This is a genomic window from Rhodococcus opacus (assembly GCF_012396235.1).
Lineage (GTDB): Bacteria > Actinomycetota > Actinomycetes > Mycobacteriales > Mycobacteriaceae > Rhodococcus_F > Rhodococcus_F opacus.
Genome location: NZ_JAAXPA010000021.1, coordinates 81,114 through 101,533, shown reverse-complemented (window position 1 = coordinate 101,533; position 20,420 = coordinate 81,114). Strand labels below are relative to the sequence as shown.

Sequence of the window (20,420 nt, the reverse complement as noted above, 5' to 3'; positions counted from 1 at the left end):
GCAACCGGCCGACGAACCCACCCCCTGTGTGCATTTGCCGCCCGACAGTGGAACAGTGGAGTCATGGCACGAAGTGCAGGGTTCGGTGGGTCCCACGACGCCGGCTCCCCGAGCAATCCGGTTCTCATCACCGAGGCGGCGCGATCCATCGAGGATCAACATCGCGCCCGTGTCCGCAAGTACCTGCTCATCATGTCCTTCCGGTTCCCCGCGCTGATCTTCGCGGCGGTGGCGTACGGCATCTGGGAGAACCCGTGGATCTCGATGGCGATCATCGGTGTGTCGATCCCGCTGCCGTGGATCGCGGTTCTCATCGCCAACGACCGCCCGCCGCGCACCAAGGACGAGCCCAGCCGGTACGACCACCGCGAGTCGCCGTCCACCGCGCTGCCCGCGCCGCCGCACCACACGATCGAGGGCTGACGCGGTCGGGCGTGCTGCAACAATGCACGGGTGAACCGTGACGAGCTGCTGTCGATCTGCCCCTCTCTGCGTGCGGCCCTCCGCCGCAACCGGTACGACACGGACACCCTGCTCGATGCGCTGGGCCCCGAGGTCCATGCGGCGCTGAGCCGCAACGAGCCGGTCCCGGTACGCCGGGCCAGCGCGGCCTGCGGCGAACTCGGCACCCTGATCCGCCTGTTCCTTCTCACCGACGACTGTCCCGTCAGCGAGGTGGCCGCGGCGCTGTCCCCGCTGCCGGTCGAAGACGCCGTGGCGGCCGGCCTGCTCGAATCCGACGGCGACGTCGTCCGGGCAGCCCTCGACCTTCGTCCGATGGACATCGGCGGGGGCAACCGCTGGGTGCTCTCCGACCTCGACGGCTCACTCCGCCCCCGCGAGACCCCCGTCGACCACGTCATCGGCGTCGGGCACGCGTCGCTGTCGCTGCTGCAGGCCACCCCGACCGCGCCGGTCGGGACGCTGCTCGACGTCGGGACCGGTTGCGGCATCCAGGCCCTGCACGGCGCGTCCTACGCCGACTCGGTCACGGCCACGGACCTGAACGTCCGTGCCGTCGATCTGGCGGCCGTCACGGCGGCACTCAACGAGGAAGAGATGGAACTGCTCGCCGGGTCGTGGTTCGATCCGGTCGAGGGCCGCACGTTCGATCAGGTCGTGGCCAATCCGCCGTTCGTCGTCAGCCGCGCCCGGGTGGGTCACACCTACCGCGACTCCGGACTCGACCTCGACGGCGCGAGTGAGCTGATGATCTCCCGCGTGGCCGACTATCTCGCGCCCGGCGGCACGGCGGCGCTGCTGGCGTCCTGGATCCACGTCGAGGGCGAGGACTGGCGCGCCCGGGTGGCCTCCTGGCTTCCCGCCTACGGGATCGATGCGTGGGTGGTACAGCGGGATGTCGCGGACCCGGCCCTGTACGTCGGCACCTGGATGCGGGACGGCGGCCTCGACACCCGGGACCCGGCCACCGCGACCATTGCCGAGGACTGGCTGGATCACCTCGCGAGCGCCAACGTCGAGGGGGTCGGCTTCGGGTTCGTCTACCTGCGCCGGACCGACGCACCCACCGATCTGATGGCGGAGGATCTCACCCACGGCTTCAGCGACCCCTTGGGCGCGGAGGCGCTCGCGTACTTCGAGCGGGTGGCGTGGCTGCGCGACCACGACGTGCTCACCGCGCGTTTCCGTGTCGAGGAGAGCACCGCCCTGGAGCGGGTGTTCCTGCCCGGCGACGAGGGATGGAACCAGGTGGTCGCCCGGCTGCACCGGGGGAACGGCCCGGCGTGGCAGCACGAGGTCGACGATCTCGTCGCCTCGCTCGTCGCGGGCATGCGCGGTGACGGCCTCGTGCTGGGCGAACTGATCGAGCTTCTCGCCGCCGCCCACGGCGTCGACGCCGAGGAACTCGCGCAGTCGTCCGTGCCGCTCGTGCACGCTCTCGTCCGGCACGGACTCGTGCTTCCCGCGTAGCCGCCGGGTTCCCGATCCGTGGCCCTTATACGTGTTCTCAGCAACTTCTCAGGACTGAATCGAGGAACCCGCAGGTCACAGCGCCTTCACAAATTACCGGCCGGGAACTTTCCCAGGCCTTCGGTGCGTTGATCCATATGAGACACCACCGATGAGGAGGCAAGTCATGACAAGCCCCAGCACCACTACTCGCATTCGCCCCAGCGCTGCCGATCTGGACGCCCAGAGCCCCGCTGCCGACCTGGTCCGCGTCTACCTGAACGGAATCGGCCGCACAGCTCTGCTGACGGCCGCAGACGAGGTAGAACTGTCCAAGCGAATCGAGGCTGGGCTGTACGCCGCGCACATCCTGGAGACCGGGAAGCGACTCTCTCCCGCCAAGAAGCGCGACCTCGCGACGGTCGTCCGTGAAGGACAGTCAGCCCGCGCACACCTCCTCGAGGCCAACCTGCGGCTCGTCGTCTCACTCGCCAAGCGGTACACCGGACGCGGCATGCCCCTGCTGGACCTCATCCAGGAGGGCAACCTGGGTCTGATCCGCGCGATGGAGAAGTTCGACTACGCGAAGGGGTTCAAGTTCTCGACGTACGCCACCTGGTGGATTCGTCAGGCGATCACCCGCGGCATGGCCGACCAGAGCCGGACGATCCGGCTCCCAGTGCACCTCGTGGAGCAGGTCAACAAGCTGGCCCGTATCAAGCGTGAGCTGCATCAGCAGCTCGGGCGTGAGGCGACGGACGACGAGCTGGCCGAGGAGTCGGGCATCCCGGCGCACAAGATCGCGGATCTCCTCGACCACAGCCGCGACCCGGTGAGCCTCGACATGCCGGTCGGCAACGACGAGGAAGCTCCCCTGGGCGACTTCATCGAGGATTCCGAGGCCACGTCGGCGGAGAACGCCGTGATCGCCGGTCTCCTGCACAGCGACGTGCGCAGCGTGCTGGCCACCCTCGACGAGCGTGAGCAGCAGGTCATCCGGCTGCGTTACGGTCTCGACGACGGTCAGCCGCGCACTCTCGACCAGATCGGCAAGCTCTTCGGGCTCTCCCGCGAGCGGGTCCGCCAGATCGAGCGCGAAGTGATGGGCAAGCTGCGTCAGGGCGACCGCGCCGAGCGGTTGCGCTCCTACGCCAGCTGACGAGAACCTCCACCGGAATCAGCGCCGGTGCCGGTCGTACGCGACCGGCACCGGCGTTGCGCTGTCTGCGAGGCCGGGTGACCGGTCAGCGAAGGCGGCGGGGCCCGAGGTCGGCGACGCTGGGCTCCGGGCCGATCCGAACACGCGAATCGGTGATCTGCGCGCCCTCGGCCGATGCGAGCACGGGTTCGCAGGCCAGTTCCCGCACCTCCGGGAGGTCGTCCGCGAGAGCCGAGATCCGCTGCACGAGGTCGACGAGAGCCGATTTGTTCACCGGGACCGCGCTGCGGTAGCCGGACAGCAGCGGTGCGGCTTTCGGTGCGTCGATCAGTTCCGTTGCGGCGTCCTCGGTGAGGGGCAGGACCCGGTAGGCGCGGTCGCCGAGGAGGTCGGAGATCACGCCGGCGAGCCCGAACGAGATGAGCGAGCCGAACGACGGGTCGTCCTGGACGCCCACCACACAGCCGATTCCCTTCGTGGCCATCCGCTGCACGTGGAGTAGCGGTTCACCGGACGCGGCGGCGAGGTCGCGGTAGGCCCAGCGGACCGAATCGGGCCCGACCAGATCGAGGCGGACGCCACCGAGGTCCGGCCGGTGCCGCCACTGCTCCCCCGTCGCCTTCACCGCGACCGGGTACCCCAATTCCTCGGCGGCCTGCACGGCCTCGTCTTCGGTGGTGGCGGAACGGAATTCCACGACATTCACGCCGTAGCACGCGAGGAGTTGCGATGCCTCGAAGTCCGACAGCCAGCGTCCGGACGACGTCCCCAGCCAGCCGTCGACCATCGTTTTCGCCCGCTCCGGATCGATCCCATTGGGGCGCACCACTTTCGAGGACGGTTTGCTCTTCCACGCCGAGTACCGCCAGGCGCGGGCCAGTGCCAGCGCCGCACGTTCCGGACCGGGATAGGAGGGAACCGAACCGCGCGTCGGGTGCCCGTCCTCACCACGGACCGCCAGGACGTCGGGCACACCCTCCGCCGCGAGGAACGTCGTGAGGACGGGTTTGTCGGCGTCCCGCACCGCCTCCCGCAGCGCCTGGGCATAGGGTTCGACGGGAACGGCGACCGGTGGTACGAACACGGCGATCACCGAATCGACGTCGAAGGACGTGAGCGCCGTCCGCACGGCCGCCGCGAACTCCTCGGGACCGGCCTGCGGACCGAGGTCGACGGGGTCGCCGACCTGCAGACCCTCACTGCGTGCCGCGTCCGCGGCGAGCACACCGAGAGCGGTGGAGTTCCCGACCACGGCGAGCCGGGGTCCCGCGGGCAGCGGCTGATATCCGAACAGCAGCGCACAGTCGAACAGCTGGGAGATCGACCCGACCTGCACGACACCGGCCTGCTCGAAGAGGGCGCGGACGATCGAATCGTCCATCTCGCCACCGCTGGCCGCCAATGCGGGCGGGACGGCGTGCCTGCCGCTCTTGACCGCGACGATCGGCTTGTTCCGTGCCACCCGGCGTGCGATGCGCGAGAACTTGCGGGGGTTGCCGAAGCTCTCCAGGTACAGCAGCACCACCTCGGTGGCCGGATCCGAATCCCAGTACTGCAGGAGGTCGTTGCCGGAGACGTCGGCGCGGTTTCCCGCGGAGACGAAGGCGGACAATCCGATTCGGCTCCGCGCGGCCTCGTCGAGGATCGCGATGCCGAGCGCGCCGGACTGGCAGAAGAATCCGACGTTGCCCGGGCTGGGCAGCACCGGTGCGAGGGTGGCGTTCAACGAGACCTCGCTGTCGTTGTTGGCCACACCGAGCGCGTTGGGACCGATCAGCCGCATCCCGTGCGCTCGGGCGGCGTGGACGAGGCGACGTTCGGACTGCCGTCCGTCCATCCCGGTTTCACTGAATCCCGACGACACGACGACGAGTGCCTTGACCCCCTTGTCCAGGCAGTCGTCGAGGACGGCGTTGATCGACTCGGCGGGTACCGCGACGACGGCGAGATCCACCTCGTCGGGGATGTCGCGGACCGACGGGTACGCCCGCACTCCGTGGACCGAACGGTGCTCGGCGTTGACCGGGTACACCGGGCCGGTGAATCCCGCCCGCAGCAGGTTGGTCAGCACGGCGTTGCCGACCTTCGCCCGGTCGGTGGACGCACCGATCACCGCGACCGACCGCGGACTGAGCACGTTGCGCATGCTGCGCGCCTCGGCGGCCCGCTCGCGGGAATTGCGCACGGACACCATCGCTTCGGTGGGGTCGATCGCGAACTCGAGCTTGAGTACTCCGCCCTCGAAGCTGCGGCTCACCTGATATCCCGCCTCGCGGAACACCGTCACCATGTTCCGGTTCTCGGCGAGAACCTCGGCGACGAACATCGTCAGGCCGTTCTCCGCGGCTGCCGCGGCGAGATGCTCGAGCAGGATGGGCCCGAGTCCGCGGCCCTGATGCGCGTCGGCGACGACGAACGCCACCTCCGCGGACTTGCCGTCCCCCTCGCCGATGAGCCGCTCGTACCGGCCGACGGCGATGATCTCGTCCCCGAGCAGCACCACGAACGCCACCCGGTCGTGGTGATCGACCGTGGTGAAATGAACGATGTCCCGTTGCGACATGGTCGGGTAGGGGCCGAAATACCGCAGATAGCGGGTGCGTTCGGAAAGCTTCGAGTGGAACGCGACGAGTTTGTCCGCGTCCTCCGGCACGATCGGCCGTAACGCCACCGCTCCGCCGTCCGCCGCCAGCACGTCGGCGACCCAGTGCCGCGGGTAGTTGTGCGCGGCGTCGGGTTTCCCCTTCGCCTCGGTCTTGACCGCCGCCCCGGCGCCGCCCGACGTCTCCGCGCTCGCCGACGTCTGGATGCCGTCGGTGGTCTCGCTGCCGTCCGTCGGCTCAGTCACGGGGATCCTCCGGGTCGAGTCCGAGTAGCGGGAAGCAGGCGCGGCGAGTGGCGATGACGGCCGAGTCGATCCGCGTCAGGGCGCGATCGACCGAGGGGATCCCGGTTTCCGGTGTGCCACCGGGACCGTCCCAGGGCCGGTAGTCGACCTCGCCGCCGTCGCCCATCGTGTCCGGCAGGTCCACGCTGGGTGCGAGCGCGTGCGCCCGCTCCTGCCAGGCCTCGGGTACGGCACGGCGCGTGTCGATCTCGCGGTCGAGCGCGGCGGCGATGAGGTGGGTCCACGCGCGCGGGACGACGCGGACGAGGCCGTAACCGCCGCCGCCGACGGCGAGCCAGCGTCCTTCGGCGTAGCGGTCGGCGAGATCACGCATCGCGAGGAACGCGGCCCGCTGGCCGTCGACGGTCAGGGCGAGGTCGGCCAGCGGATCCTCGCGGTGGCTGTCGACACCGCACTGGCTGATCACGATCTGGGGCCGGAACGACGCGAGTGCACCCGGGACGACGGCGTGGAAACCGCGCAGCCACAACGCATCGACGGTGCCCGGCAGCACGGGGAGGTTGACGGCGGTGCCCTCCCCCGATCCCTCACCGACCTCGCTCGACCACCCTGTGTTGGGCCAGAGCGTCGCCGGATGCTGGTGGAGCGAGATCGTCAGGACGCGGGGGTCGTGCGCGAACGCGTGCTGCACCCCGTCCCCGTGGTGCGCGTCGACGTCGATGTAGGCGATCCGGTCGAAACCGTGGTCCAGCAGCCAGGAGATCGCAATGGCGACATCGTTGTACACACAGAAGCCGGAGGCCCAGTCGGGCATCGCGTGGTGCATGCCACCGCCGATACTCACCGCGCGGCGTGTGCGTCCCGCTGCGATCTCCTGCGCCGCGGCGAGGGAACCGCCCGCGAGGATCGCGCTCGCCTCGTGCATCTGAGGGAAGACCGGATTGTCCTCGGTGCCGAGCCCGTGCGGGGCGTCCGCACCGAGCACACCCGACGTCGCCGAGTGCCCGGCCTGCTTGACTGCTTCGACGTACGCGGGAGTGTGGATCCGCAACAGGTCTGCGTCCGAGGCGGCGTCGGGCCGCAACAGTTCGACCCCTTCGAGAATCCCGAGGCTGCGGGCGAGCGACATGGTCAGCTCGAGCCGGGTGGGATTCATCGGGTGGTCCGCACTCCACCGATAACTGAGATAGTCCGGACTCCACACGACTGCACGGTGCGATACCAGTGCAGCCGAATCCTCCCCGGAACTGAACGACGCGGTCATGAACTCACGCTACTGGTCCCCCGCGGAGGGTGCGAGCAGACCCCGGCACGACCGGCACCGACGCGCTGCGGGGACGGACGGCGCCGGTGGCGGGCAATGACCGGTAGAATCAACCGAGACGAAGGGGTGTGAGTGTGAAGGATCTGGTCGACACCACGGAGATGTACCTCCGGACGATCTATGACTTGGAAGAAGAGGGCGTCGTCCCACTTCGAGCACGTATTGCCGAACGACTCGAGCAGAGCGGTCCCACGGTCAGCCAGACCGTTGCCCGGATGGAGCGTGACGGTCTCCTCCTGGTCGCCGGTGACCGCCACCTGGAACTGACGGAGAAGGGCCGCGAACTCGCGGTGTCGGTGATGCGCAAGCACCGCCTCGCCGAACGACTGCTGGTCGACGTCATCGGCCTCAAGTGGGAAGAGGTCCATGCGGAGGCGTGCCGCTGGGAGCACGTCATGAGCGAGGAAGTCGAGCGGCGTCTCGTGGAGGTGCTCAACAACCCCACTACTTCGCCGTACGGCAACCCTATTCCCGGGCTCGCGCTGCTCGGGCTGGACCGCCCGGTCGACGCCCCCGAGACGCTCATCCGGCTCACGGACGTGCCGCCCGGCAAGCCGACCGCTGTCGTCGTCCGGCGCCTCGCGGAGCACGTGCAGTCGGATCCGGACGTCATCGGGCAGCTGCGCGAGGCGGGCGTCGTTCCGGACGCGCGCGTCACCGTCGAGACCAAGCCCGGTTCGGTCACCATCACGGTGCCCGGCCACAGCGGGTTCGATCTGTCCGAGGAGATGGCACACGCCGTCCAGGTGAAGCAGGTACAGGGATAGTCGATGAAACTTCTGGTCACCGGCGGCGCCGGCTACGTCGGCAGCGTCTGCAGCACGGTCCTGCTCGAACGCGGACACGAGGTCGTCATCATCGACGACCTGTCCACGGGTAACGCCGACGCGGTGCCGCTCGGTGCCGAGTTCGTCGAGGGCGACGTCGCGGAGGTGGTGTCGGACGTGCTCGGCACGAGCGGCACACCCCGCTTCGACGGCGTTCTGCATTTCGCGGCGCAGTCGCTCGTCGGCGAGTCCGTCCAGTACCCGGAGAAGTACTGGCGCGGCAACGTCGTCACCACGCTCGAGCTTCTCGAGGCCATGCGGCATTCGGGGACACGGAAACTCGTGTTCTCGTCGACCGCCGCGACGTACGGCGAGCCGGAGCACTCGCCGATCACGGAGGCCGATCCGACCCGTCCCACCAATCCGTACGGGGCGACGAAACTCGCGATCGACCATGCCATCACGTCGTACTCGGTGGCCCATTCGCTCGCGGCGACCAGCCTGCGGTACTTCAACGTCGCGGGAGCGTACAAGTCGGCCGGCGAGAACCGGGTCGTCGAAACGCATTTGATTCCTCTCGTGCTCCAGGTGGCGCTCGGTCAGCGGGAGAAGATCTCGATCTTCGGCACCGACTGGCCGACTCCGGACGGAACGGCGATCCGCGACTACATCCATGTGCTCGACCTCGCCGAGGCGCACGTGCTGGCACTGGAGTCGTCGATCGAGGGCAGGCACCGCATCTACAATCTCGGCAGTGGTGCGGGTTTCAGTGTGCGCGAAGTCATCTCGGCGTGCGCGCGGGTCACCGGTCTCCCCATTGCGGTCGAGGACGCACCGCGCCGGGCAGGCGATCCCGCCGTACTGGTGGCGTCGAGTGATCGTGCAATCGCGGAGCTCGGGTGGCGGCCGGAGCACACCGACCTCGACGAGATCGTCGCCGACGCGTGGGCCTACCTGCAGGAGCTGGGCGACCGGTCGCACGCGGCACGCCGGTGACGCCGGCTCAGGCCGCGATTCAGCGGGGCAGCACGACACCGATCGCTTCGGCTCGCTCGTAACCGATGTCGGCCAGGCCCCGCACCTCGGTCGGCCGGAGCCCGGAGTGCAGTGCACCGTCGAGCAGGGTGGCCAATACGTGCCCCGGCTCCGAGTCCAGGGCGGCGGCCAGCGCGATGCCGGCGAACGGCCCGTCGCCACGAAGGTAGGCGCTGTATCCGAGCAGCGCCGCCGGGTTCGCGCGTTCCGGATCCGGGAGGTTGCGGGCGAGGAGAATCCACAGTTGCTCCGCGTCGTCGGCGTACGGGCCGACGGCCAGAGCGAGCGCGCTGTCCCGGACGGTGACGTTCTCCAGTGCGAGCGCGAGTTCCGCGTACTCCGGCGCGAGGAGCCGCTCCCCGGACGACACCCGCGCGACGTGTGTCAGCACGAGCTCGAGTTCGAGACGGTGACCACGCTCCGGCGTGGCCGATCGTCCTGCCAATTCCCTTCGCAGAAGCGATGATTGACGGCCACGTTCGATGAGGGCGGCGATCTGCATCCGTTCGAGCACCGGGCCCACCTCGATGGTGGCTTCCAGCTCCTCGCGCGAAGAACGGATGGCCCTGCCCTCGACGACCCGCGCGAGCGCGACCCGGGACGACGTCGGATCGGACTGGGCTCCGCACTCACCGCCGCCGAGGAGGCTGAACCATTCGCGGCCGGCCGCGATCTCCGCCGTGACGAACACGTCGAGAAGTTCGGTCGGTGTGAAGTCGAGGAGCTCTTCGAATTCTTCGACGATCGCGGACAGCTCGTCCAGGGCGATCGCGGCCGGGTCGGTGAAGCGGTCGTCGACGAGCACCAGGAGCACCCCGGTGGCCTGCTCCCTCTCACAGACGGTGGCAAACTGACCCAACGCCGCGTACATCGGCGGGGTCGGCACGTCGCCGCCGCTGAGGACCAAGTCGTGTCTCATGACGGCTCCGACCGACGGGTTGCGCTCCCCGGACAGACACACCGCCACGATCGAGCGGGCGGGCCGGAATCCGAGCAGTGCGGGAACCGAGGCGAGAAGGTCGCCCGGGGCGGACAACGTGACGGTGTGCTGGTGCGGGGGCGGTCCCCCGCCGGGATCGTCGGAGAAACCGGAACCGTGCGGGAATGCGGGTGTCGTCATGCATCAGACTCTGACGGGTCGACGCGTCGCCGCACGGCGGGCGAACTGGGAAAACCCAGAGGGCTGTGGATGGGCCGTCGGTTGTGGACAACCGGGCCGCCGCGCCGCGCAGACGCGCCGATCGACCGAGAAGTCGTCGGAGCCCTGTGCTAGGGCACGCTCAGCTGTTCTGCACCTTCTGCACCGCGGCGGTGAACAACTCGTCGAGCGCGACCGTGTCGGCCTTCGCGTCGCCGAAAGACATGAAGGTCGCGGACACCCGCACGTCCCCCACCTGCGCGATCAACGTGACCATCGACTGGGTGACCTTGTCGCTCTCATTGCCGGACTTGACGGTCCGCCGCAGCGCGAGGGTGTCGTCGGCCCGGACCGGAGGGGCCGGCGTGACCGCGGTGGTGACGGTGGACTCGGCCCCACTGTCCGTCACGGTGACCTCGCCGCACTTCTTCGTCTGTGCCGCCAGTTCGTCGAGGGGTGTATCGGTTCTGGTGAGCTCGACCGAGATCGTCGAACGGCTCGCGTTGTCCGTGCCCACCGCCATGACGGTGCCGGTCGGTCCGTAGTCCTGCGCAGGCGGCGCACAGTCCGCAGGGTCGACCACCGCGCCCTGCGGTACTCCCGTCAGGTCGGGTGCCGCCATCGACACGGCCTGGGCGGGCAGCACGATCGCCTCGTACCGGGCCGGGAAGTCGGCCGGATCGACCAGAAGCTTCGACAGTCCCTTTCCGGACGGCGAACCGGCCGCGATGGTCGTGCTCGGCTGCGCGACACCGGAGACCGTCGAGGAACACCCGGAGAGAATCGTCACCGCGGCCAGCGAGACCACCGGGACAACGATGGCCGTCCGTACCGCTGTGCGCCGAGACCTCACCGTCGACCTCCCGTGTCGGATGTGTGGTGCCCCCGCCCGGGGAGCCTTTCCGCCACTCTGCCACGCCGGCGCACCGACAGCGGGGAGGCTGCGGCTCAGTTGCCGCGGGCGATCCACTCCTCCAGATGCGGGGATTCGGTCCCGATGGTGGTTCCGTCGCCGTGCCCGGTGCGGACCGTCGTCGACGGCGGTAGCGCGAACAGACGATCGCGGATGGACCCGATGATCGTCGGGAAGTCCGAGTAGGAGCGCCCGGTGGCTCCCGGTCCGCCCGAGAACAGGGTGTCACCACTGAACAACTCCCCCGCCTCCGGCAGATACAGACAGCAGGAGCCGGGCGAGTGCCCGGGCGTGTGGAGCACGCGGAGGTCGGTCCCGGCCACGGCGATCTCCTGCCCGTCCTCGATCGGCGTGTAGACGACCGCGGGGTGAGTCTGTCGCCACAACACGTCGTCGGCCGCATGGAGGTAGAGAGGGGCGTCCAGCGCCGTGGACAGTTCCGGCGCCACCGTGACGTGGTCGTTGTGGCCGTGCGTGCAGACGATGGCCCGCACGTGCCTGCCGCCGACAGCCTCGATGATCGGGGCGGCGGTGTGCGCGGCGTCGATCACCACCACCTCGGAGTCGTCGCCGACGATCCACACGTTGTTGTCGACGTCCCAGGTGCCCCCGTCGAGACTGAAGGTGCCGGAGGTGACCACTCGGTCGATGCGCACACTCACGACTCGACCGCCGATCGCCGAACCCGGTACGCAATTCTTCGTACCCGTGCAGACATCGTGCACCTCCAGGATCTCGTCCGTCTCGGCCCGTGCCGTTCCTCACATTGCCACAGACCGTGCGCGGGATCTCGCTGTGGGCGAACACCGGAAGGCCCCGGACGGGAATTATCGGTCGCCCGCGCCGTGTTCCCCCAGAGCGGGACCTCCGAGAGCAAAGTCCGACGTATCGATGCCGGAGACGATAGGGGACACTGGAGGCCAGGCACGAAGGAGAAGAGGTCTGTAATGGACGAACAGTCGAAGATGTACGAGCTGGAGTTCCCGGCACCGCAGCTGTCCTCCGCGGACGGCCAGGGACCTGTCCTGATCCACGGACTCGAGGGCTTCTCCGACGCAGGCCACGCCGTCAAACTCGCCACGACGCATCTCCGCGAGAGCCTCGAGAGCGAGCTGGTCGCCTCCTTCGCGGTCGACGAACTCGTCGATTACCGCTCCCGTCGGCCCACCATGACGTTCAAGGCCGACCACTTCTCGGACTACGACCAGCCCGAGCTGAACCTGTATGCGCTGAAGGACACGGCGGGTACCCCGTTCCTGCTACTGGCCGGCATGGAACCCGATCTCCGCTGGGAGCGGTTCACGACGGCGGTGCGCCTGCTGGCCGAGCAGCTCGGTGTACGCCGGACCGTGGGCATCAACGCCATTCCGATGGCCATCCCGCACACCCGCCCACTCGGGGTGACCGCGCATTCCACGAACAAGGACCTGATCAAGGACCACCAGCGCTGGTCCGGCGAACTGCAGGTTCCCGGCAGCGCGTCCTCGCTGATCGAGTTGCGGATGGCGCAGCACGGGCACGAGTCGGTCGGGTTCTCGGTTCACGTCCCTCATTACCTGGCGCAGACGGACTACCCGGGCGCCGCCGAGACCCTCCTCGAGAATGTGAGTGACGTCACCGACCTGGACCTGCCGCTGGCCGCGCTCGGCGAGGCCGCCGCACGCGTCCGCGAACAGGTCGACGAGCACATCGCAGGTAACGAGGAGGTACAAACCGTCGTCCACGCCCTGGAACGCCAGTACGATGCGTACGTAACAGCTCAAGAACAGCAGTCCACGCTCCTGGCCAGCGAAGAAGACCTGCCGAGTGGTGACGAACTCGGTGCAGAATTCGAGCGTTTCCTCGCCGAACAGGCCCTGCAGGACGGCGAGGACGGCGGCTCCGAGGAGGAGGGGGGATCACGGGGCGGGGCGTGACCGAGGAGGAGGGGGGATCACGGGGCGGGGCGTGACCGAGGAGCTGTTGTGCGGTCGCCACTCGGACACTGTGCGACCGCACGGTCCAGTTGTTCGGCCGAGAGCGGTGCAATAGCGTCGAGACCAAGCGGATGATTGAGCTGTCAACATTCGGGAGTGCACCCAGTTCAGGAGGCGACATGAGCGACACTCGCATTCGTAAGCTCAGGCCCGTTCCGAACGCCGAAACCCGCATGATGTTCCGCACGATCCACGGTTACCGCCGCGCGTTCCGCATGGCAGGTGAGGGTCCCGCGCTGCTGCTGATCCACGGCATCGGCGACAACTCGTCCACCTGGACCGAGATCATCCCGCACCTCGCCAAGAACTACACCGTCATCGCCCCCGATCTGCTGGGTCACGGACGCTCCGACAAGCCGCGGGCCGACTACTCGGTCGCGGCGTACGCCAACGGCATGCGCGACCTGCTGTCCACCCTGGGGATCGACAAGGTCACCGTCGTCGGTCACTCCCTCGGTGGCGGTGTCGCCATGCAGTTCTCCTACCAGTTCCCGCAGATGGTCGACCGGCTCGTCCTGGTCTCGGCCGGCGGCGTCACCAAGGACGTCCACCCGCTGCTGCGGCTCGCGTCGGTGCCGGTGGTCAACGAGGCGCTGAAACTGCTGCGCATTCCCGGCGCGATGCCCACCGTGCGTCTGGTGGGCAACGTGTTGAGCCAGCTGAACGGGACGCGACTGCGTCCCGGTGCGATGCTGCACGACACACCCGACCTGGTGCGCGTACTGGCGGAGCTGTACGACCCCACGGCCTACGAGGCATATCTGCGCACCCTGCGCGCGGTGGTCGACTGGCGCGGCCAGGTCGTCACCATGCTCGACCGATGTTATCTGACCGAGAATCTCCCGGTGCAGCTCATCTGGGGCGATCAGGACGCCGTCATTCCGGTTAGCCACGCCCACCTCGCGCACGCGGCGATGCCCGGCTCTCATCTCGAGATCTTCCGCGGCGCAGGCCATTTCCCGTTCCGCGACGACCCGATGCGGTTCCTGCGCACCATCGAGAAGTTCCTGTCAGTGACTCATCCCCTGCAGTTCGACGAAGCGAAGTGGCGGCAGATGCTCGTCACCGGCGTCGGTGAGAGCACCATCACCGGCAGCGCGTCCACCCGCATGGCGGTCCTCGACGCGATGGGATCGGACGAACGCAGCGCGACATAGGCCCGGCAGCGGTGCACCGCCTTCCGGCTAGCCTGTAGCAGTGCTTCTCTCCGACCTGCTCCCCGCGAACGCGGATTCCGATTCCGTTTTCGACGCCTTCACCTCCTGGACCGAAGAACGGGGTCTGACGCTCTACCCCGCCCAGGAAGAATCCGTGATGGAGCTGGTGTCGGGGGCCAACGTGATCCTGGCGACGCCCACCGGATCCGGCAAGTCGATGGTGGCGGTCGGCGCCCACTTCTACGCCATGGCCACCGGCAAGCGCACCTTCTACACCGCCCCGATCAAAGCCCTTGTCAGCGAGAAGTTCTTCGCCCTGTGCGAGGTGTTCGGCGCGGAGAACGTCGGCATGATGACCGGCGACGCCGCCGTCAACTCGCGGGCACCGATCATCTGCGCGACCGCCGAGATCGTCGCGAACCTCGCACTGCGCGAGGGCCCCGAGTCCGACATCGGTCAGGTCGTGATGGACGAGTTCCACTTCTACTCCGAACCCGACCGGGGCTGGGCGTGGCAGGTCCCCCTCGTCGAGCTCCCCCACGCCCAATTTCTGCTCATGTCGGCCACCCTCGGCGAGGTCGACTTCTTCTCTTCCGACCTCACCCGCCGGACCGGCCGCCCCACCACCGTGGTGGCGGGCACCGAGCGTCCCGTTCCCCTCATGTTCTCGTACGCCACGACACCGGTGAGCGAGACGATCGAGGAACTGGTGACCACCAATCAGGCCCCCGTCTACGTGGTTCACTTCACCCAGGCCGCAGCCCTCGAACGCGCACAGGCCCTGACCAGCGTCAACTTCTGCTCGCGCGAGGAGAAGGACGCCATTGCCGAAGCGCTGGGCGGCTTCCGGTTCACCACCGGATTCGGCAAGACGCTCTCGCGTCTCGTCCGGCACGGTATCGGCGTCCACCACGCGGGCATGCTGCCGAAATACCGCCGTCTCATCGAGAAGCTGGCGCAGGACGGTCTGCTGAAGGTCATCTGCGGTACCGACACCCTCGGTGTGGGGATCAACGTCCCCATCCGCACCGTGCTCCTCACCGGGCTGACCAAGTTCGACGGCACCCGCACGCGGCACCTCCGCGCCCGCGAGTTCCACCAGATCGCGGGACGCGCGGGACGCGCCGGCTACGACACCCTGGGCACCGTGGTCGTGCAGGCCCCCGAACACGAGGTCGAGAATCTGCGTGCACTCGCCAAAGCGGGCGACGACCCGAAGAAGCGCCGGAAGGTGCAGCGCAAGAAGGCGCCGGACGGCTTCGTGTCGTGGAGCGAGGCCACGTTCGATCGGCTCGTCGCCGCGTCACCCGAACCGCTCGTCTCACGGTTCTCCGTGTCGAACTCCATGCTGCTCAACGTAATCGCGCGACCGGGCAACTGCTTCGAGTCCATGCGGCACCTCCTCGAGGACAACCACGAGTCGCGACCCGCGCAGCGCAAGCACATCCTCAAGGCGTTGTCGTTGTACCGCGGGCTGATCGACGCCGGCGTGGTGCAGAGACTCGACGAACCCGACGCCGACGGCCGCATGGCCCGGCTCACCATGGAACTCCAGCGGGACTTCGCACTCAACCAGCCGCTGTCCCCGTTCGCCCTGGCCGCCCTCGAACTCCTGGACGTCGAATCCGATTCCTATGCACTGGATGTGGTGTCGGTGATCGAGTCGACCCTCGACGACCCGCGGCAGGTCCTCATGGCGCAGCAGCACTTCGCCCGCGGTGAGGCGGTCGCGCAGATGAAGGCCGACGGGATCGAGTACGAGGAACGAATGGAACTGCTCGAGGAGGTCACCTGGCCCAAGCCTCTCGCGGACCTGCTGTTCCCGGCGTTCGAGATGTACCGCGGTGGGCATCCGTGGATCACGGAGTTCGCGCTGTCGCCCAAGTCGGTGGTGCGCGACATGGTCGAGCGGGCCATGACGTTCGCCGAAATGGTCAGCCACTACGGTCTGGCCCGTTCGGAGGGGCTCGTGCTGCGATATCTCGCGGACGCGTATCGCGCACTGCGCCAGACCGTTCCGACCGAGGCCCGGACGGAGGAGCTGGACGACCTCATCGAGTGGCTGGGCGAGCTGATCCGCCAGGTGGATTCGAGCCTGCTCGACGAATGGGAATCTCTCACCGACCCCGGCGCGGAGGGAGACGACCAGCAGGTCGCGTTCGGCGCCGATGTGCCGCGCCCGATCTCGGCGAACACGCGGGCATTCCGGGTGATGGTGCGCAACGCCATGTTCCGGCGTATCGAACTCGCGTCGCGGCGGCGGTGGGCCGAACTGGAGGGACTCGACGACGGCATCGACGCCGAGGAGTGGGAGGACCAGCTCCAGCCGTACTTCGACGAATACGACTCCCTCGGCACCGGCCCCTCGGCGCGCGGCCCCCAACTGTTCCAGGTGGAGACCGCGCCCGAGCTGTGGCGGGTGCGGCAGGTCCTCGAGGACCCGCAGGGCGATCACGGGTGGGCGTTGACGGCGGTCGTCGACCTTCCCGAGTCCGACGCGGCCGGCGAAGTGATCTTCGACGAGCTCAGCATCGTCGAGGGTTAGCGGTCAGGAACGCGGCCGGCGGGGCTGATCACGCCGCGCCGCGTTCTTCTCCTTGATGCGGACGGTCTCCTTGCGGACCTCGGCCTGGGTGGCACGTTCCTGCTGCAGCCATTCGGGTCGATCGGCCATGAGCGCGTCGATCTGCTCGGTGGTGAGCGCCTCGGTGACGCCGCCTCGGGCGAGGCCCGCGATGGACACCCCCAGCTTCGCCGCGACCACCGGCCGCGGGTGCGGGCCGTTGCGGCGCAGCTCGAGCAGCCACTCCGGCGGATCGCTCTGCAGTGCACTCAGCTCGTCGCGGGAGACGAGACCCTCCTGGAACTCCGCGGGGGTGGCCTCGAGGTACACACCCAGCTTCTTCGCCGCGGTGGCGGGCTTCATAGTCTGAGGGCTCTTGTGCGACGTCATGGTGTCAAGAGTAACGAGCGTGTGCGGCGTCGTTGACCAAGGCCGGTAGCCTGACGGAGTGACAGACGCGGATGCATCCCCTTCGTTCCGGCTCGCGTATGTCCCGGGCGTGACCCCTACCAAGTGGGTGCGGATCTGGAACGAACGGCTGCCCGACGTCCCGCTCACCCTCGTCCCGGCAGCGGCCTCGGCCGCACCCGACCAGTTGCGCGGCGGCGGCGCGGACGCGGGCCTGGTGCGGCTGCCGATCGACCGGACCGGTCTCAGCGCCATCCCCCTGTACACCGAGATCCCCGTGGTCGTGGCGCCGAAGGACCATGTGGTGGCGGCGGTGGACGAGGTGTCGATCGCGGATCTGGCCGACGAGATCGTGCTGCACCCGCTCGACGACGTCCTCGTCTGGGACAGCGTGCCGGGACTGCCGGCCCAGGACCGCCCCGCCACGACGGCCGACGCAATCGAACTGGTCGCTGCGGGGATCGGGTTGCTCGTCGTCCCGCAGTCGCTCGCTCGGCTCCACCACCGCAAGGACCTCGTCTACCGGACGGTGTCGGACGGCCCGGAGTCACGGATCGCGCTGTCGTGGCCGGAGGACGAGACCACCGAACTGGTGGAGGAGTTCATCGGCATCGTCCGAGGCCGGACCGTCAATAGTTCCCGGGGCCGCACCCCGACGCCGGCGCAGCCGAAGAAGAAGCGTCCCGCCGCGGCGACTGCACGCCAGAAACCGGCCACGGGAGCCAGGACGTCCCGGTCGGGCTCCGGAGCGAAGGGTGGCAAGAAGGGCAAACCGCGGCGGCGGTCCTAGGCCCTGAGGTCAGGCGGGCGCGCCGACCGACGCCGTCTTCGTGAGGAGGGCAGCGAGTTGCCCGTAGCCGTCCGCACGGGCACTGGACGAGCGGAATACGAGGCCGATCGTGCGGCCGGGCGCCGGAGCCGCGAAGCGGGCGGTCGCGAGCGGTCCCCGTCCGGTCTCCACCTGGACGGCGGATTCCGGCACCAGGGTGACGCCGAGCCCGCCGGCGACGCACTGCACCACCGTCGACAGTGACGTGGCGCGGGTGTCGCCCGCAACCGGGTGCGCGTCGACCGAGCGGCACAGGTCGAGGGTCTGGTCGCGCAGGCAGTGCCCCTCGTCGAGCAGCAGGAGGGGAAGCGCGTCCAGCATCTGCGGCGAGACGTCGGTGCGACCCGCGAGTGGGTGTCCCTCCGGGACGACCATCACGAAATCTTCTGTGTACAAAGGAATATCGACGAGACCGCTGACACCAGTCGGCAACGCCAGCACCGCGACGTCGAGCGCACCCACACGCAACGCCTCCAGAAGTCGCGCCGTCTGGTCCTCGATGACCTGCGGCTCGAGGGCGGGCATCTCCTCGCGCAGCGCCGGCAACAGGGCTGGCAGTACGTACGGGGCCACGGTGGGGATCAGCCCGATACGCAGCGGTCCGGCCAACCGGTCGCCGACACCCGCGGCCGTCGCGACGAAACCGTCCGCGGCCTCGAGGATGACCTTGGCCTGACCGAGGAGCCGCTCCCCGGCAGTGGTGACGAGGACGCGTCGGGTGCTGCGCTCGATGAGCTGCACGCCGAGCCCGTTCTCCAGGGCGGCGAGCGACTGCGACAGTGTGGGTTGACTCACACTCAATCGCGCTGCCGCCGTGCCGAAATGGCGGTATTCCGCGACTGCCACGAACGCACGCAGCTGCGACAGTGTGGGTTGATAACTCTGATCAGCCATGCCTATCAGCCTAGCGTTATCCATCACCTCTGCCTTTGAACCCGGGGCCGGTGGCGAACTCTCCCACCGTCGAGGCACTGCCTCGAGGTCGACGAGCGATAGGGTGCGTCAATGCCCATCCACGTAGATGTCGTCCGGGTGTTCACCGACGACAAAGGACGCCACGGCAATCCGCTCGGCATCGTCGACTCCTCGGCCGTCCCGCCCGAAAACCGGCAGTCCGTCGCCGCCGCACTCGGATACAGCGAGACGATCTTCGTCGACGTGCCCGGACCCGGCGACGAGCACGCGCGCGCCCAGATCTTCACCCCCACCACCGAACTGCCCTTCGCCGGACACCCCACGGTCGGACTGTCCTGGTGGCTGCACGAGCGCGGCGCCGCGGTCACCACACTCGACGTGCCCGCGGGCCCGGTCGCCACCCGCCGTTCCGGCGCCTTCACCTGGGTGCGGGCCCGGCCGGAGTGGGCGCCCGAGTTCTCGCTGTACCCCATGAACAGCGTGCGCGAGGTTCAGTCTGCGGACCCGAAGAAGTTCGGTTCCGGACACCATTATCTGTGGGCCTGGACCGACAAGGTCGAGCACTCGATCCGGTCGCGAATGTTCGCCCCGGACATGGGCATCACCGAGGACGAGGCCACCGGTGCCGCGGCCGTCCGGATCACCGCGCACCTCCGGCACGCCCTCCTGATCACCCAGGGCAAGGGATCCGAACTGCGCACCACCTACGATCCCGCCGGCTGGATCGAGGTCGGCGGACGAGTCCACCCCGAGAAGTCACGCACCCTCTGACGACGGCCGCCGACCTCGCCCCGCGGTGAGGTCGGCTTCGCTCAGAGTCACCTCGATCTCCCGGCCCAGCGTCACACCGGGAGCGAGGGGAAGCCTGTCGCCGCTCCAGAACTTGCCGGGGTCGTACCAGTTGGTGCGCCTGCGCCCGCTGATCAGACCCATCTCCTCGTACGTCTGTGCAACCACCTCGGCGCAATAGGCACTTTCGAGGCCGCCCGATTTCTTCTGCCGGCGCCCCGTCCGGGGAAGGCGCCCGCCGAACCACCGTGACGCAAGTTTCGCGGTGGACGGGAACGGGGTTCCGTCGAGCCGTGCGATCGTCCGCAGCAACGCGTCCTCCTGCTGCGACGTCGCGGGTTCGGCGAGTTGGCGCAGCCATCCCCGCTGCCCGTACCGCGCACCCCACACCTGGACGGCGGCGCGCAGGTCGTGGAGTTGCACACCGCGCTGGAAGCGTCCCGTCCACATGTCCTGCAGCGAATGCCCCAGCTCGGCGTGCCACATCAGCGGCGGCAGGTCCTCGAGGACCACCGACATGCCGACGTGGTTGACCGGACTGTTCGTCAGCGTCTGAATGGCCCTGTCGGCCGGAGACTCTCCGCGGAAGATCCAGATGTCGCCGGTGCGGGTGACCTCGACCGCGGTGTCGAGGTCGATGGTGGAGCCGTGTCGTCGTGCGTCCGTGTGCCGTGGCGCGTCCATGGGC

18 protein-coding genes are annotated in these 20,420 nt (G+C 68.6%); 10 read left to right on the top strand and 8 right to left on the bottom strand.

What is annotated here, in order from left to right; translation table 11 throughout:
• Window positions 1-63: 63 nt before the first annotated feature.
• From HGB39_RS25475 to HGB39_RS25465, 3 genes are all read left to right on the top strand, one after another.
• Window positions 64-423 (top strand): DUF3099 domain-containing protein, encoded by a 360-nt coding sequence (locus HGB39_RS25475; protein WP_005261100.1) that lies wholly within the window; start codon window positions 64-66, stop codon window positions 421-423.
• 30 nt (window positions 424-453) lie between these two features.
• Window positions 454-1,932, top strand: coding sequence for a DUF7782 domain-containing protein (locus HGB39_RS25470; protein ID WP_064080769.1), 1,479 nt, complete (start codon window positions 454-456; stop codon window positions 1,930-1,932).
• A gap of 166 nt (window positions 1,933-2,098) precedes the next feature.
• Entirely contained in the window at window positions 2,099-3,070 is a 972-nt protein-coding gene (locus HGB39_RS25465) for a sigma-70 family RNA polymerase sigma factor (RefSeq protein ID WP_005261102.1), read from the top strand.
• Between the two features lie 85 nt (window positions 3,071-3,155).
• On the opposite strand, the gene HGB39_RS25460 is transcribed toward HGB39_RS25465, so the two are convergent.
• Together HGB39_RS25460 and HGB39_RS25455 are read right to left on the bottom strand one after the other, a co-directional pair.
• On the bottom strand, window positions 3,156-5,918 hold the full coding sequence (locus HGB39_RS25460) for a bifunctional acetate--CoA ligase family protein/GNAT family N-acetyltransferase (protein WP_005568506.1): 2,763 nt from the start codon (window positions 5,916-5,918) through the stop codon (window positions 3,156-3,158).
• Window positions 5,911-7,182 (bottom strand): acetoin utilization protein AcuC, encoded by a 1,272-nt coding sequence (locus HGB39_RS25455; protein ID WP_005261104.1) that lies wholly within the window; start codon window positions 7,180-7,182, stop codon window positions 5,911-5,913. The genes HGB39_RS25460 and HGB39_RS25455 overlap by 8 nt, the downstream gene beginning before the upstream one ends.
• A 134-nt stretch (window positions 7,183-7,316) precedes the next feature.
• Here HGB39_RS25455 and HGB39_RS25450 point away from each other — a divergent pair, with 134 nt between their 5' ends.
• The gene (locus HGB39_RS25450; RefSeq protein WP_005240804.1) at window positions 7,317-8,009 is read left to right on the top strand and encodes an iron-dependent transcriptional repressor DtxR; all 693 of its coding nucleotides are present in this window, start codon (window positions 7,317-7,319) and stop codon (window positions 8,007-8,009) included.
• 3 nt (window positions 8,010-8,012) lie between these two features.
• Window positions 8,013-9,005 (top strand): UDP-glucose 4-epimerase GalE, encoded by a 993-nt coding sequence (galE, locus tag HGB39_RS25445; RefSeq protein ID WP_005261105.1) that lies wholly within the window; start codon window positions 8,013-8,015, stop codon window positions 9,003-9,005.
• A 19-nt stretch (window positions 9,006-9,024) separates the two neighbouring features.
• On the opposite strand, the gene HGB39_RS25440 is transcribed toward galE, so the two are convergent.
• From HGB39_RS25440 to HGB39_RS25430, 3 genes are all read right to left on the bottom strand, one after another.
• Complete coding sequence (locus tag HGB39_RS25440; protein WP_005568505.1) at window positions 9,025-10,164, bottom strand: DUF4192 domain-containing protein; 1,140 nt, start codon at window positions 10,162-10,164, stop codon at window positions 9,025-9,027.
• A 160-nt stretch (window positions 10,165-10,324) separates the two neighbouring features.
• Entirely contained in the window at window positions 10,325-10,990 is a 666-nt protein-coding gene (locus HGB39_RS25435; protein ID WP_005568504.1) for a DUF5642 family protein, read from the bottom strand.
• A 140-nt stretch (window positions 10,991-11,130) separates the two neighbouring features.
• A complete protein-coding gene (locus HGB39_RS25430; protein ID WP_005568503.1) occupies window positions 11,131-11,757 on the bottom strand; it encodes an MBL fold metallo-hydrolase in 627 nt (208 codons plus the stop codon).
• A gap of 285 nt (window positions 11,758-12,042) precedes the next feature.
• On the opposite strand from HGB39_RS25430, the gene HGB39_RS25425 reads away from it, so the two are divergent.
• From HGB39_RS25425 to HGB39_RS25415, 3 genes are all read left to right on the top strand, one after another.
• Window positions 12,043-13,011, top strand: coding sequence for a proteasome assembly chaperone family protein (locus HGB39_RS25425; RefSeq protein WP_005568502.1), 969 nt, complete (start codon window positions 12,043-12,045; stop codon window positions 13,009-13,011).
• 179 nt (window positions 13,012-13,190) lie between these two features.
• Window positions 13,191-14,228, top strand: coding sequence for an alpha/beta fold hydrolase (locus HGB39_RS25420; RefSeq protein ID WP_005240793.1), 1,038 nt, complete (start codon window positions 13,191-13,193; stop codon window positions 14,226-14,228).
• Between the two features lie 40 nt (window positions 14,229-14,268).
• Window positions 14,269-16,773: a DEAD/DEAH box helicase gene (locus HGB39_RS25415; RefSeq protein WP_005568500.1), complete on the top strand. Its 2,505-nt coding sequence runs from the start codon at window positions 14,269-14,271 to the stop codon at window positions 16,771-16,773.
• Between the two features lie 3 nt (window positions 16,774-16,776).
• Here the strand turns inward: HGB39_RS25415 and HGB39_RS25410 are convergent, their stop codons facing one another.
• Window positions 16,777-17,181: a DUF5997 family protein gene (locus HGB39_RS25410; RefSeq protein WP_005240786.1), complete on the bottom strand. Its 405-nt coding sequence runs from the start codon at window positions 17,179-17,181 to the stop codon at window positions 16,777-16,779.
• Window positions 17,182-17,239: 58 nt separating this feature from the next.
• Between HGB39_RS25410 and HGB39_RS25405 the strand changes: the two genes are divergently transcribed.
• Complete coding sequence (locus HGB39_RS25405) at window positions 17,240-17,989, top strand: LysR family substrate-binding domain-containing protein (RefSeq protein WP_043793906.1); 750 nt, start codon at window positions 17,240-17,242, stop codon at window positions 17,987-17,989.
• Window positions 17,990-17,998: 9 nt separating this feature from the next.
• Here HGB39_RS25405 and HGB39_RS25400 read toward each other — a convergent pair whose 3' ends face one another.
• Window positions 17,999-18,922: a hydrogen peroxide-inducible genes activator gene (locus HGB39_RS25400; protein WP_005574542.1), complete on the bottom strand. Its 924-nt coding sequence runs from the start codon at window positions 18,920-18,922 to the stop codon at window positions 17,999-18,001.
• Between the two features lie 111 nt (window positions 18,923-19,033).
• Here HGB39_RS25400 and HGB39_RS25395 point away from each other — a divergent pair, with 111 nt between their 5' ends.
• On the top strand, window positions 19,034-19,714 hold the full coding sequence (locus HGB39_RS25395) for a PhzF family protein (protein ID WP_005574543.1): 681 nt from the start codon (window positions 19,034-19,036) through the stop codon (window positions 19,712-19,714).
• On the opposite strand, the gene HGB39_RS25390 is transcribed toward HGB39_RS25395, so the two are convergent.
• Complete coding sequence (locus HGB39_RS25390) at window positions 19,700-20,416, bottom strand: hypothetical protein (RefSeq protein WP_005574544.1); 717 nt, start codon at window positions 20,414-20,416, stop codon at window positions 19,700-19,702. The genes HGB39_RS25395 and HGB39_RS25390 overlap by 15 nt on opposite strands.
• Window positions 20,417-20,420 lie beyond the last annotated feature (4 nt).